Source organism: Achromobacter kerstersii, assembly GCF_902859595.1.
GTDB lineage: Bacteria > Pseudomonadota > Gammaproteobacteria > Burkholderiales > Burkholderiaceae_B > Achromobacter > Achromobacter kerstersii.
Window position 1 is genome coordinate 376,027 of the sequence record NZ_CADIJQ010000005.1, and the last position, 12,268, is coordinate 388,294.

A 12,268-nucleotide genomic window follows, 5' to 3' on the forward strand; every position below is an offset into this window, starting at 1 on the left:
CCCGCGTCAACGTTGTGCGTATCCCCTGGGGCGCCGCCCGCCGCACTTAAAATCCCGCCATAAGCTGCGCGAGGCGCGGCAAGCTGGAAATTCCATGCAAGACATTCAATTGCTGCTCGAGCAATACGGCGGGTGGCTGGTGTTCGCCAACGTGCTCGTCGAACAGGCGGGCTTGCCCGTGCCTGCGTACCCGATGCTGATTGCGGCGGGCGCGCTGGGCGGCGCGGCGGGGTGGCTTGTGCCCTGGCTGGCTGCCACCGTCGCCTGCTTGCTCGCGGACTCGCTTTGGTATGTGGCCGGCCGGCGCTACGGTTCGCGGCTGCTGGGCGTGATCTGCAAGATGTCGCTGTCGCAGGATTCCTGCATCCGCCAGACGCAACGCCTGTATTTGCGCATTGGTGTGCGGGCCTTGCTGGTGTGCAAGTTCCTGCCCGGCGCGGGCGCGCTGTCCACCGTCATGGCGGGCCTGACCGGCACCGCCTACCGGCGCTTTCTGCTGTACGACCTGGTGGGCGCGATGATCTGGGCTGGCTCCGCGTTGCTGCTGGGCGGGCTGTTCCACAGCGTGGTCAATGATGTGCTGGAGATTCTGGGCACCTACGGCGCGATGGGGCTGGGCGTGCTGGCTGCGGTGTTGGCGCTGTATATCCTGACGCGTTTTTTGCGCCGCCGCATTCTGCTGCGCAGCCTGCGCATCATTCCGCGTGTGTCGGTCGACGAGCTGATGCAGTGGCGGCAAGACGGCCGCAACCCGCTGGTCTTTGACGTGCGCCCCGAAGCGCAGCGCGACGCTGCGCGCATCCCCGGCGCCATCGCCGTGGACTTGAAGGCGCCCTTGCCTGCACTGGACGCCCACGCGCTGGACTCCGACATCGTGGTCTATTGCGCCTGCCCGAACGAGGTCTCGGCCGCGCTGCTGGCCTCGCGCCTGCGCGCGGCGGGGTATCCCAAGACCTGGGCGCTGCGCGGCGGTTACGAGGCGTGGATGGAACGCAATCACGCGCCACCCGCTGCGCCAAGCGCATAATTTCACATCAGCCCGCAAGACAGGCGGGCGGCAACAGGAGATACGAATGCGGTTGTTGTTTTTGGGTGCCGGCGGCACGGGTGGTTATTTCGGCGGACGCGCCACCCAGGCGGGCGCGGACGTGACGTTTCTGGTGCGTGAGCCGCGCGCGGCGCGCATCAGCGAGCAAGGCTTGCGTATTCAAAGCCCGCTGGGCGACGTGACGCTGCACCCGAAGGTGGTCACGCAGCAGACCTTGCAAGGCCACTACGACGTCGTCGTGCTCAGCTGTAAGGCGTATGACCTGGCCAGCGCCATTGACGCCATCCGTCCGGCCGTTGGCCCCGACACGGCCGTGCTGCCCATCATGAATGGTGTGTTGCAGTACGACGTGCTGGACCGCGAGTTTGGACCGCAGCGCGTGCTGGGCGGGCTGTGCCAGATCAACGCCACGCTCGGCCCTGAAGGCGAAGTGGTGCATCTGGGCAAGCACGCCAACATCGTCTTTGGCGAACGCGCCGGCGCGCCGCGCAGCGAGCGCTGCGTGGCGCTGGAGCAGGCCTTGGCGGGCGGCGAATACGCCAGCCGTCTTAGCGAAGACATCTACCAGGACATCTGGGAAAAGTACGTCATGCTGACGACGCTGGCCGCCGCCACCTGCATGATGCGTGGCTCGGTCGGGCAGATTGCGTCCACCGATGATGGCATCGGCATCCTGCTCAGCCTGCTGAAAGAAACGCAAGCCGTGGCCGCCGCGTCCGGCTATGCGGTGCGTCCGGAAGCGGATGCCGCCGCACAAAAGCTGATGACCGACCGCACGCAACCGATGACGGCGTCCATGTTCCGCGACCTGCGCCAAGGGCTGCCGGTCGAGGCCGACCACATCGTGGGCGACATGATTCACCGCGCCCGCGCGCTGGGCGTGGACGCGACGTATCTGCGCGTGGCGTATGCGCACTTGCAGGTCTATCAAGCGCAGCGCGCAGCGGCTTGAGTTCGGTCGATTGGTGCATAACTTGCAAAAAACTCTTCCGATTTTCTGGGTTTTTTGTTCGGATTTGACCGAATAGTATGGATTTGCCTGAACCGGGGCGTGTTGTGGCGCATGTTGCGCCGCCCGCCCCGGTTCTTCCTCCCTAGGAGCAAGACCATGAAAATTGCATTGATCGGCATTACCGGCCGCGTCGGTTCCCGCGTTGCAGACGAACTGCTCAAGCGCGGCCATCAAGTGACGGGCATCGCCCGCAATCCGGCCGACGTCAACGTCCAGCCCGGCCTGACCGTCCAGCAAGGCGACGCCACCGACCCCGAAGCCCTGACCCCGCTCTTGACCGGCCACGACGCCGTCATCAGCGCTACGCGTTTTGTGTCAACCGACGCCAAGCCGCTGTTGGCCGCCGTGAAGAACGCGGGCGTGCCGCGTCTGCTGGTGGTGGGCGGCGCGGGCAGCCTCTTGGTGGCGCCCGGCAAGCTGCTGATCGACACGCCCGAATTCCCCGACGCCTACAAGCCCGAAGCCCGCGGGGGCGTTGTGTTCCTGGACACGTTGCGTCAGGAAAAAGTGCTGAACTGGACGTTCATCTCGCCGTCGGCATTGTTCGAACCGGGTGAGCGCACGGGTACGTTCCGCGTGGGCGATGACTATCTGCTGGCCGACGACGAAGGCAAGAGCTGGATCTCGATGGAAGACTACGCCATCGCCCTGGCCGATGAATTGGAAACGCCGAAGCATTCGCGCCGCCGCTTTACCGTCGGGTACTAAGCAGCAGGCTGTGCAAGGAAAAAGGAGCCCAGGAGTCTGCAAAGGGCTCCTTTTTTCATTGTGCGCCGGGGCCGAATCCCGCGCTTTTGTTTGTAAACTGGCAGACCGCCAACCGGCGTCACCCTGAGTTGTTCTGTATGCGTATGAAGTGGAAATCCTTGGCCGCCTGTGTACTGGCCGCGTCCCACTGCCTGGCGGTTGCGCCGGCGCTTGCGGCTGCGCCCCAGTCGAACAAGGAGATCGTTGTCGCGTTCTTTCGCATGATGTTCCAAGACCGCGAGGTCGACGAAGCGGTGCGCCTGTACGTCAGCCCCAACTACGTGCAGCACAACCCGTACATGCGCGATGGCGTCGGCCCGATGGTGGATTTCTTTCCGCCCTATTTCGATCAGCATCCGCAAGCCATCGTCGACATCAAGCGCGTGATCGCCGAGGGCGATCTGGTGGTGATTCACAACCAATGGCGCGATTCGCCGGAAGACCGTGGCCAGGCGGTGGTGGATATCTTCCGCGTTGAAAAAGGCAAGATCGTCGAGCACTGGGACGTCAGCCAGGAAATTCCCGAGAACCCCGCCAACCAGAACGGCATGTTCTAAAGAGCGAACCATGTCCCACATTGAACCGGTCGAACTGGCCCGCGCGTATCTGCTGTTGAACCACGGGCCGACGGTGCTGGTCACCAGCGCCCATGGCGATGCGCAAAACGTCATGGCGGCGGCGTGGGCGATGCCGTTGGATTTCAGCCCGCCCAAGATGCTGGTGGTGGTGGACAAGAACACCTACACGCGCGAGCTCATCGAAGCGTCGGGCGAATTTGCGTTGTGCATTCCGTCGCGCGCGCAGGCCGCTGCTACGTTGAAGGTGGGCTCGGAATCCGGCCGCGATGAAGACAAGTTTCAGGCCAGCGGCCTGGCCACGTTTCCGGCCAGCAAGATCGGCGCACCGTTGGTGGCTGACTGCCTGGGCTGGCTGGAATGCAAGGTCGTGCCCGAGCCGCACAACCAGCAGGCTTATGATCTGTTCATCGGCGAAGTCGTGGCCGCCTGGGCGGCGCCGGATGTGTTCTCGCAGAACCGCTGGCACTTCCCGCAAGACGACCGGCGTTCGGTCCACTATCTGGCCGGCGGCTCGTTCTTCGCCACCGGCGAGGCCTTCAACGTTTCAGAACCGGAGTAGCCCTTATGCGCAGCGTGTATCTCGCGGGTTTCGATGTATTCCTGCCCGATGCCGTGGCGCATGGCCAGCGGCTCAAGGCGCTGTGCGCCACGTACGGGTTTGACGGCTTGTTCCCGTTGGACAACCTGGCGCCCAAGGACTTGTCGGGTCAGGCGCTGGCGCAATGGATCTATCGTGAAAACGTGGCGTTGATTCGCCGCGCCGACATGGTGATGGCCAACCTGAATCCGTTTCGCGGCGCCGAGCCCGATTCGGGCACGGCCTTTGAAGTGGGTTACGCCATTGCCTGCGGCAAACCGGTGTGGGGCTACACGAGCCACGCCGGATCGCTGATCGACCAGGTGGCCGTGGGCGCGGCGGCGGACGATGGCGCGTCGCGCATGGTGGATGCCGAAGGCTACACGGTGGAAGACTTCGGCCTGAACCTGAATCTGATGCTGGCGTGCAGCGCCCGCATCGTGGTGGGCAAGGCATCCGATTGCCTGGCCCGCATGGCGCAAGACGCCGCGCGATAGATCAGGCGCGCGTTTTATCAGGCGTCAATCTGATCAGGCGGCAGTTTTGCGGCGCGGTGCTTTCTTCACCGCTGCCGTGGCGCCGCCGGTTTTGGCGGCGGACTTCACGGCTTTCACGGCCCTGACCGCCTTCACCGCTTTCTGCGGCGCGGCGCCGCCCGGCGTCGCCAGATACCCCATCACCGCATCGACCACGGCTTGTTCAAGCTGCTTGGCGTCGAAACCCGCGGGCGGTTCCAGCGCCATCGCGTGCACCAGGGATTCCATGATGCGCAGCACGACGTAGGTCGCCAAGTCCCGGTCTTGTTGCGCGATTTCGGCGCGGTGTAATTCCAGCAGGTGCCGCATGCGGCGGTGGATGTCCTGATCCGCCAGGCTGTGTTCGCGCGGCGTATCGAATAACGGGAATTCACGCTCCAGCACGCGGTGCAGCGCGGGTTCCAGCAGGTGCGCGTGCAGCATGGCCTGAACGATGGCGCCCACGCGCTCTTTCAGCGTGGCGGCGGGGTTGCTGTTCAGGACGTCGTCAATGACATCCAGCATCTGGTTGTCGTGGCGCTGATGCAGCGCGGCGATCAGTGCGTTCTTGTTCGGAAAGTACTGATACAGGGAGCCGACGCTCACCCCCGCGGTTTCAGCGATCAGGTTGGTGTTGGTGCCCGCATAGCCGTGCGTGGCCAAAACGCGAGCCGTGGCTTGCAGAATCGTGTCGACGGTGTGCTGGGACCGGAGTTGGCGCGGTGATTTCCGGGGCTGGGGGATGGCGGTCATGGATGCGATGAAAGGCGAGTATCAAACCTGAGCAATGGCTCATAAAATTTGCAGCAGGCAACCCGAGTTGTCACCCGCAAGCGCGGATTATGCCATCGACGAATTCTCCGCGATGGTTTCGGATTGTCATGACCCTTTCAAGGATTTTTCATGTCGAACGTTTCGACGGCCGGGGCTATGCCCACGGCCCGTGGACCCGTGCGCTCTGTTTTTGCGCAATTGCTGCCATTGGTCCTGGCAGTGTTCATCGGATTTTTCATGGTTGGGCTGCCGATGCCGGTGCTGCCTCTGTATGTGGACGGCACGCTGGCGATGGGGGCGGTGGTGGTGGGGGTGGTGGCAGGCTTGCAGTTCGCCGCCGCCTTGTTGTCGCGCGCCTACGCCGGCGCGCTGGCCGACCGTCGCGGCGCCAAGCGCGCGGTGGTGGCCGGCTTCTTGCTGGGTTCGGCGGCGGGGCTGCTGTATGCGTTGGCCAATATGTTGTCGGCCCAGCCGCAGGCGGCGCTGACGGTGTTGCTGGCGGGCCGCGCGGTGATGGGCTGCGCGGAAAGCCTGATCGTCACGGGCGCGCTGAGCTGGGGCGTGGGCCGCGTGGGGCCGCAGAATGCGGGCCGGGTGATGGCGTGGGTGGGCGTGGCGATCTATGCGGCGTATGCGCTGGGCGCACCCGCCGGCATGCGGCTGTATGACGCTGCCGGTTTCGGGGGCATTGCGTGGGCGACGGTGTTGATTCCGCTGGCGGCTTTGGCGCTGGTGTTGCCGCAGACCGGGTCGCCTGCGTTGAACGGGGTGCGCACGCCGTTTTACCGCGTGGTGGGGATGGTGCTGTTGCCGGGTTTGGGCCTGGCGTTGACGAGCGTGGGCTTTGGCGTGATTACCGCGTTTGTCAGCCTGTTCTTTGCGCAACGCGGCTGGGACGGGGCAGCGTGGATGTTCAGCGCGTTTGGCGTGGGCTTCATTCTTGCGCGCGTGTTTTTTGCGGGGCTGCCGGACAAGCTGGGCGGCGCACGTGTGGCGCTGGTGTGCGTGGTGATCGAGGCCGTGGGTCAGTGGCTGATCTGGTCAGGCGCAACGCCGTGGTGGGCGTACGCGGGCGCGTTCTTGACGGGTGCGGGCTATTCGCTGGCGTTCCCGGCATTCGGCGTAGAGGCCGTGCGGCGCGTGCCGGCGGCAAGCCGTGGCGCGGCGATGGGAGCGTATGTGGCGTTTCTGGATGTGGCCTTGGGCATCAGTGGCCCGGCGGCGGGTTGGCTTGCCGCGTTGCAGGGGTATGGCGCGGTGTATGCGATGGGCGGCGCGTGCGCGCTGGCCGCGGTGGGGGTGGCGTGGGTGCTTAAGCGTTCAGCGTAGTCTCGTTGAGTCACTACGCAGCGGGGCGGCGGTTGGGGTGGTTTCCCGATCGCCGCCCCGCTGCGTTTTGGCGCGAAGGTCTCGCTTAGACCGTGGCGGCCATTTCCAGGACTTCGTCGTCGACGGGGGTGGCTTCTCCGTCTTTCAGCTTTTGCAGGTGGTCGGCGAGTTCGGCGATGGTCAGGGCGACCAGGCCGTGTTGGGCGGCGTAACGTTCGAGAGATGCGCCGCGCATCATGGTGCCGTCGGCGTTCATCAGTTCGCACAGGACGCCGGCGGGACGCAGGCCGGCCAGCACGGCCAGGTCAACGGAGCCTTCGGTGTGGCCGCGGCGGGTCAGCACGCCGCCGGGTTGGGCGCGCAAGGGGAATACGTGGCCGGGGCTGACGATGTCTTCGCTTTGTGCCGACGGCGAGATGGCGGCGCGGATGGTGGTGACGCGGTCAACGGCGGATACGCCGGTGCTGACGCCTTCGCGGGCTTCGATGGAGACGGTGAAGGCGGTGGCGAAGCGGCTTTGGTTGCGCTGGACCATGGGGGGGAGTTCCAGGCGGTCAAGCGTTTCGCCGGGCAGGCACAGGCAGACGATGCCGCTGCCGTCACGAATCAGCTGAGCCATGACGGGCACGGTGAGCTTGTCGGCGGCGACGATAAGGTCGGCTTCGTTTTCGCGATCGAAATCATCCATGAGGATGACGGGGCGGCCCAGGCGCAGGTGATGCAAGGCGCGCTGCAGGCGAGCGGCGAACGGTTGTGAAGCCAGGCTGGGAAGGGACTGCGGGGTATTGAGGTTGGACATTGTTGAAACGCTCTCGCAAATTTAAGGGGGCGAAAAACGTTTCAGGGCTAATCGACAGCCGAACGCAATACGGCTTGCCAGGCGCGTGTGGCGCCCGGGTGACCGGCGTTGTGTCGGCACATCTTCTCTCATCCGGACTATGACCGTCGGCTCTGGCATTTCACCAGATCTGCTGACCCCGATGTCCGAAGACGCCGGGCGCTCGCGGGCTCACCACATTGCATGGCATACCGCCGGTGGGGAATTGCACCCCGCCCTGAAGACGTACTGCATGTCGTGTTAACGACTTTGCGGATTGTACGCCTGTCTGGGGTTGTGGTTGGAATGGGCGTTATGTGGGTGGGGTTTTGTTTTTGGGTGGCTTGGTTTTGGGGACGGGCTATGGGTTCTTTTGACGTCAGGCGTGTGGGCGGGCCGGGGTGCGCGGGGCAACGATTGCGGTCCGGAGCCTTCGCTCCGGACTGCCCCCTTGTCATCTTCGTCACCCGCCGTTGGCGGGTTCCTTCAGATTCCCTCGGGCTTATCGACGCCCCGCGCACCCCGGCCCGCCCACACGCCTGACTGCGCTGCGGGGAACATTACGGGTGCTGGGGCGGGTGGTTTGCTTGGCCTTTTGCTGCCAGGCGGTTTGGTGGGGGAAGATCTTGCGGGGTCGCCAAAGCCGGTCGCGCGGGCGACCTTTTTTGGCTTTGGGGTGTCTTGCGGTTTGTGATGACGCTGCGCGCGGCGGCGCGTCGCTTCGCTCGCGGGCTTTTTAGGCTTTGGCGGGGGGCGTTTTGGCTTCTGCTTCTGCTTTCGCGCTTGTTTTCGCGGGTGCTTTCACTTCGGCTGCCTTTGTCGCTTTTGTCGCTTTATCTGCTTTTGCTGTTTTTGTTTCTTTTGCTGCTTCTGTTGCCTTCGCTTCTGCTTCGGCCGGGGCTTCTTTTTTCGTCTTCTTTTTGGGCAGGGCCAACATCGTGCCGCGGCACGGCGGGGTGCCGCAGAGGCAGCGGTAGCCTTCCTTCAGCGCCTTCGTGATGCGGCCGTCCAGGACCAGGCCGTAGTCGTACGACAGTTCAGTGCCGCGCGGGATGTCTTGCAGGGCGACGATGTAGACGCGCTTGCCGTGCTTGCCTTCCTGCGCCTCGCAGTTGGGTTCGCAGGAATGGTTGATCCAGCGCGCGTCATTGCCGTTGTCGCCGCCGTCGATCACGCGGCCGGAGCTGAGCGCGAAGAAGAAGGTGTGGAAGGGGTCGTCCGGGTTGGTGGGGTGGCGGCGGTCGGCTTCTTTGGCGCTGATGCGTTCGCCGCCGTACTCGATGATGCGCGTGCCGGCGGGGATCTTGCGGGCGGCGAAGACGCCGGTGCCGTGAAGCTTGGAGCGGCGCACGACGTGCCAGGGCTTGATCGGGGTGGCTTCGGTGGTCATGGAGGCGTGTGGGAGGCGGGTTTAGTCGATAAGAAGGCGAACAGACGAAACAGAATTATATCGACGCGTCTTTGACAGGATGACAGGCGTATAGTGAGCGCCGCCTTGTTCCTCGTTGATATTTATCATGATCGTCCGTCCGCGTCCCTCTGCGCTGGCTTTGTTCTTTGTGTTGCGGGGCTCCATCATCCCGCGCATTCTCGCCAGGCTCATCGTCATTACGTTGTTGTCCTGTGTGGTGGTGTGGATGTATCACCGCCAGCTGTTTTCGCCCGCGCATCTGACGGCGGTGCCGTTTTCGCTGTTCGGGCTGGCGCTGTCGGTCTTCATGGGCTTTCGCAATAACGTCTGCTATGACCGCTGGTGGGAAGCTCGCAAGCAATGGGGCGATCTGATTGTGCAGGCGCGCAGTCTGGCGCGTGAAAGTGCGGTGCTGTTGGCGGCGAGCACGGCGAATCCGGTGCAGGAACGGCTGGTGCGGCGGTGTATCGGTTTTGGATATGGATTGGCGGCGCGCTTGCGCGGTCAGGATATGGTGGACGCCGTGCGCCCGTGGGTGCAGCAGGATGAGCTGGATACGTTGGCCGGGGTTCGCAATGTGCCGGATGCCCTGCTGATGGCGATTAACCGCGATCTGGCGGCGTGTTTGCGGCGCGGTGAGTTGAGCGACATCCTTTATCAGGGGCTGACCCAGCGCGTGGCGCAGTGCGCGGCGATTCAGGCGGCCTGTGAACGCATCAAGTTCACGCCTTGTCCGTTCGCGTATTCGCTGCTGCTGCATCGCACGGCATGGCTGTTCTGTCTGCTGCTGCCGTTCGGGCTGGTGGGTACGCTGGAGTATTTGACGCCGGTGGCGGTCATCATCATTGCGTATACGTTCTTCGGGCTGGACGCGTTGGGCGACGAGCTTGAAGACCCCTTCGGTCTGGAAGAGAACGACCTGCCGTTGTCGGCGTTGGCGCGGGTGATCGAGATTGATCTGCTGGAAGGTCTGGGCGTGCGTCCGTTGCCCGATGCGGTGGTGCCCGAGGATTACGTGTTGCGTTAAATGAGGGGAGCGCAGGCATCTTCACCTTCCCCCTCCCCTTTAGCCTGCCGGACCCGTCAGCGGCAGCATGGTTTCCTTCAGGCGGCGCAGCACGAAGCAGGATTTGCTGTGGCGGATGCCGGGAATGCGGTAGAGCTGTTCGCGCAGCAGGCGTTCGTAGTCGCGGGTGTCGCGCACGGCGATGCGGATGTAATAGTCGTAGTCGCCCGACACCAGGAACGCTTCCAACACTTCAGGAATGGCCGCTAGCGCGCGGCCGAATTCATAGAGCGTTTCTTCGCTGTGGCTCTCGAGCGTGACGTGCACGATCACCGTGTCCATGAAGCCGAGGCTGGCCGGGTCGATGTCCACGGTGTAGCCGCGGATCACCCCGGCGCTTTCCATTCGTTTGATGCGGTTCCAGCAGGGCGTGGATGACAATCCCACGGCCGCGCCGATGTCGTTCAGGCTGGCGCGCGCGTTCTCTTGCAGCACCTTCAGAATGGCCAGATCAAACTTGTCCAGGTTCATTTTCTTTGATTCCTCCAAATCGAAGATAAATTTACTCCGATCCGTCGGTATTCGTGGAAAAGAAGATAAAAATTCTCCGAGCCTACGAATAAGATAGATAGCATGAACGATCGCCTGCACCCCACCGCCGCCGCCGCGCTTGCCGCCACTGATCGCCCCGTTGAAAACGGGGCGAAAATTCTGCTCGATACGCTGATTGCGCACGGTGTCGACACCGTGTTCGGGTATCCCGGGGGCGCCGTGTTGCCGCTCTACGACGCGCTGTACGCCGAGCCGCGCTTGCGCCATGTGCTGGTGCGCCATGAGCAGGCCGCCGTGCATGCCGCGGAAGGCTATGCCCGCACCACGGGCCGCACGGGTGTGGTGTTTGTGACGTCTGGCCCCGGCATGGCCAACACCACGTCGGGTCTGTTGGACGCCATGTGCGATTCGATTCCGGTGCTGTGCATCAGCGGCCAGGTCGCCACCGCCGCCATCGGCACCGACGCTTTCCAGGAATGTGACGCCATCGGCATCTCGCGTTCCGTGACCAAGTGGAATACCCAGATCCGCGCCGTGGATGATGTGGGCAACGTGGTGTCGCGAGCGTTCGAGCTGACCCGCCAGGGCCGCCCCGGCCCCGTGCTGGTGGATTTCCCGAAAGACGTGCAGTTGGCTGTGCCGCGCGATGCGGATGATGATGGCATGGGCCTGCCTTCGCAGCAGAAGCTGGCCGCGCTGCGTGCGCGCCGTCAGGCAGGCAAGCTGGCGCCGAAGTTGCCGCAGTCGGCCGTGCGCCGCGCTGCCGCGTTGATCGCCCAGGCCAAGCGCCCTATTTTCTATGGCGGCGGCGGGCTGGTGAACGCCGGCCCCGAGGCCTGCGAGGCCTTCACTGACCTGGTCCGCCACACCGGCGCGCCGTGCACGTTGACGCTGATGGGGCTGGGCGCGTTCCCGGCGTCTGATGCGCAATTCGTCGGCATGCTGGGCATGCACGGCACGGTCGAGGCCAATCTGGCCATGCACAACGCCGACCTGGTGGTGTGCATTGGCGCGCGCTTTGACGACCGCATCACCGGCAAGCTGTCGGAGTTTTGCCCGCATGCGCGCAAGATCCATATCGACATCGATCCGGCGTCGATCAACAAGGTGGTGCGCGTGGACGTGGCGCTGGTGGGCGACTGCCTGCCGCTGGTGCGCGCGCTGCGCGCCGAGCTTGGCGATGCGCCGATGGACGCGGCGCGGCTGGCGCCGTGGTTCCAGCGTATCGACACGTGGCGCCGTCAGGACTGCCTGGGCTTCACGCCCGCGGCCGACGCGATCTTGCCGCAACACCTGATGTCGAGCCTGAACACCGCGCTGACTGATCGCGATGCCATCGTCTCGACCGACGTGGGCCAGCATCAGATGTGGGCCGCGCAGTATCTGCGTTTCGACAAGCCGCATCGCTGGTTGACGTCGGGCGGTGCGGGCACGATGGGTTACGGCGTGCCGGCCGCGATTGGCGCGCAGGTGGCGCATCCGGACAAGACGGTGGTGTGCGTCAGCGGCGATGCGTCGGTGCTGATGAACATCCAGGAATTGTCCACCGCCATGCAACACCAGACGCCTGTGAAGGTCGTGTTGTGCAACAACGGCTACATGGGCATGGTGCGCCAATGGCAGGAACTGATCCACGGCGGCCGCTACAGCCACAGCTACAACGCGTCATTGCCCGACTTCGTGGCGCTGGCGCGTGCGTTCGGCTGGGGCGCGGCGCGGGTGGATGACCCGGCGAAGCTGGATGCCGCCTTGGCCGAATGCCTGGCGCATGACGGGCCGTATTTCCTGGACGTGGCGGTGACGGCGCAGGAAAACTGCTTCCCGATGATGCCGGCCGGGCACGGGCATCAGAAGATGATGCTGGCCGAAGGCGTCTGGTATCAGGACGAGACGACCTGATTC

At 64.3% G+C, this 12,268-nt stretch carries 13 protein-coding genes and 1 riboswitch; of the genes, 9 read left to right on the forward strand and 4 right to left on the reverse strand.

Annotated features, from left to right (window positions below; translation table 11 throughout):
* The first annotated feature begins 94 nt into the window (after window positions 1-94).
* From HV765_RS17545 to HV765_RS17570, 6 genes are all read left to right on the forward strand, one after another.
* Window positions 95-1,027, forward strand: coding sequence for a DedA family protein/thiosulfate sulfurtransferase GlpE (locus HV765_RS17545; protein WP_175170469.1), 933 nt, complete (start codon window positions 95-97; stop codon window positions 1,025-1,027).
* Window positions 1,028-1,073: 46 nt separating this feature from the next.
* Window positions 1,074-2,000, forward strand: coding sequence for a 2-dehydropantoate 2-reductase (panE, locus tag HV765_RS17550; protein WP_175170470.1), 927 nt, complete (start codon window positions 1,074-1,076; stop codon window positions 1,998-2,000).
* A gap of 156 nt (window positions 2,001-2,156) precedes the next feature.
* A complete protein-coding gene (locus HV765_RS17555; protein WP_054420938.1) occupies window positions 2,157-2,768 on the forward strand; it encodes an NAD(P)-dependent oxidoreductase in 612 nt (203 codons plus the stop codon).
* Between the two features lie 137 nt (window positions 2,769-2,905).
* Window positions 2,906-3,364: a nuclear transport factor 2 family protein gene (locus HV765_RS17560; RefSeq protein WP_054420939.1), complete on the forward strand. Its 459-nt coding sequence runs from the start codon at window positions 2,906-2,908 to the stop codon at window positions 3,362-3,364.
* A gap of 10 nt (window positions 3,365-3,374) precedes the next feature.
* Entirely contained in the window at window positions 3,375-3,944 is a 570-nt protein-coding gene (locus HV765_RS17565; protein ID WP_054420940.1) for a flavin reductase family protein, read from the forward strand.
* A gap of 5 nt (window positions 3,945-3,949) precedes the next feature.
* A complete protein-coding gene (locus tag HV765_RS17570; protein ID WP_175170471.1) occupies window positions 3,950-4,459 on the forward strand; it encodes a nucleoside 2-deoxyribosyltransferase in 510 nt (169 codons plus the stop codon).
* Window positions 4,460-4,492: 33 nt separating this feature from the next.
* Here the strand turns inward: HV765_RS17570 and HV765_RS17575 are convergent, their stop codons facing one another.
* The gene (locus HV765_RS17575; RefSeq protein WP_254600618.1) at window positions 4,493-5,230 is read right to left on the reverse strand and encodes a TetR/AcrR family transcriptional regulator; all 738 of its coding nucleotides are present in this window, start codon (window positions 5,228-5,230) and stop codon (window positions 4,493-4,495) included.
* 150 nt (window positions 5,231-5,380) lie between these two features.
* On the opposite strand from HV765_RS17575, the gene HV765_RS17580 reads away from it, so the two are divergent.
* Complete coding sequence (locus tag HV765_RS17580) at window positions 5,381-6,580, forward strand: MFS transporter (RefSeq protein WP_054420943.1); 1,200 nt, start codon at window positions 5,381-5,383, stop codon at window positions 6,578-6,580.
* Between the two features lie 85 nt (window positions 6,581-6,665).
* Here the strand turns inward: HV765_RS17580 and ribB are convergent, their stop codons facing one another.
* Entirely contained in the window at window positions 6,666-7,379 is a 714-nt protein-coding gene (gene ribB, locus HV765_RS17585) for a 3,4-dihydroxy-2-butanone-4-phosphate synthase (protein WP_175170472.1), read from the reverse strand.
* Between the two features lie 116 nt (window positions 7,380-7,495).
* A riboswitch (FMN riboswitch) is annotated at window positions 7,496-7,647 on the reverse strand.
* Window positions 7,648-8,133: 486 nt separating this feature from the next.
* Entirely contained in the window at window positions 8,134-8,787 is a 654-nt protein-coding gene (locus tag HV765_RS17590) for an SET domain-containing protein (RefSeq protein ID WP_175170473.1), read from the reverse strand.
* 127 nt (window positions 8,788-8,914) lie between these two features.
* Between HV765_RS17590 and HV765_RS17595 the strand changes: the two genes are divergently transcribed.
* The gene (locus HV765_RS17595; protein WP_054420946.1) at window positions 8,915-9,835 is read left to right on the forward strand and encodes a bestrophin family protein; all 921 of its coding nucleotides are present in this window, start codon (window positions 8,915-8,917) and stop codon (window positions 9,833-9,835) included.
* Between the two features lie 39 nt (window positions 9,836-9,874).
* Here the strand turns inward: HV765_RS17595 and HV765_RS17600 are convergent, their stop codons facing one another.
* Window positions 9,875-10,345 carry an Lrp/AsnC family transcriptional regulator gene (locus HV765_RS17600; protein ID WP_006227770.1) on the reverse strand — a complete coding sequence of 157 codons (471 nt, stop codon included), beginning with the start codon at window positions 10,343-10,345 and terminating at the stop codon, window positions 9,875-9,877.
* 93 nt (window positions 10,346-10,438) lie between these two features.
* Here HV765_RS17600 and ilvB point away from each other — a divergent pair, with 93 nt between their 5' ends.
* Window positions 10,439-12,265 carry a biosynthetic-type acetolactate synthase large subunit gene (ilvB, locus tag HV765_RS17605; protein WP_175170519.1) on the forward strand — a complete coding sequence of 609 codons (1,827 nt, stop codon included), beginning with the start codon at window positions 10,439-10,441 and terminating at the stop codon, window positions 12,263-12,265.
* Window positions 12,266-12,268: the final 3 nt, after the last annotated feature.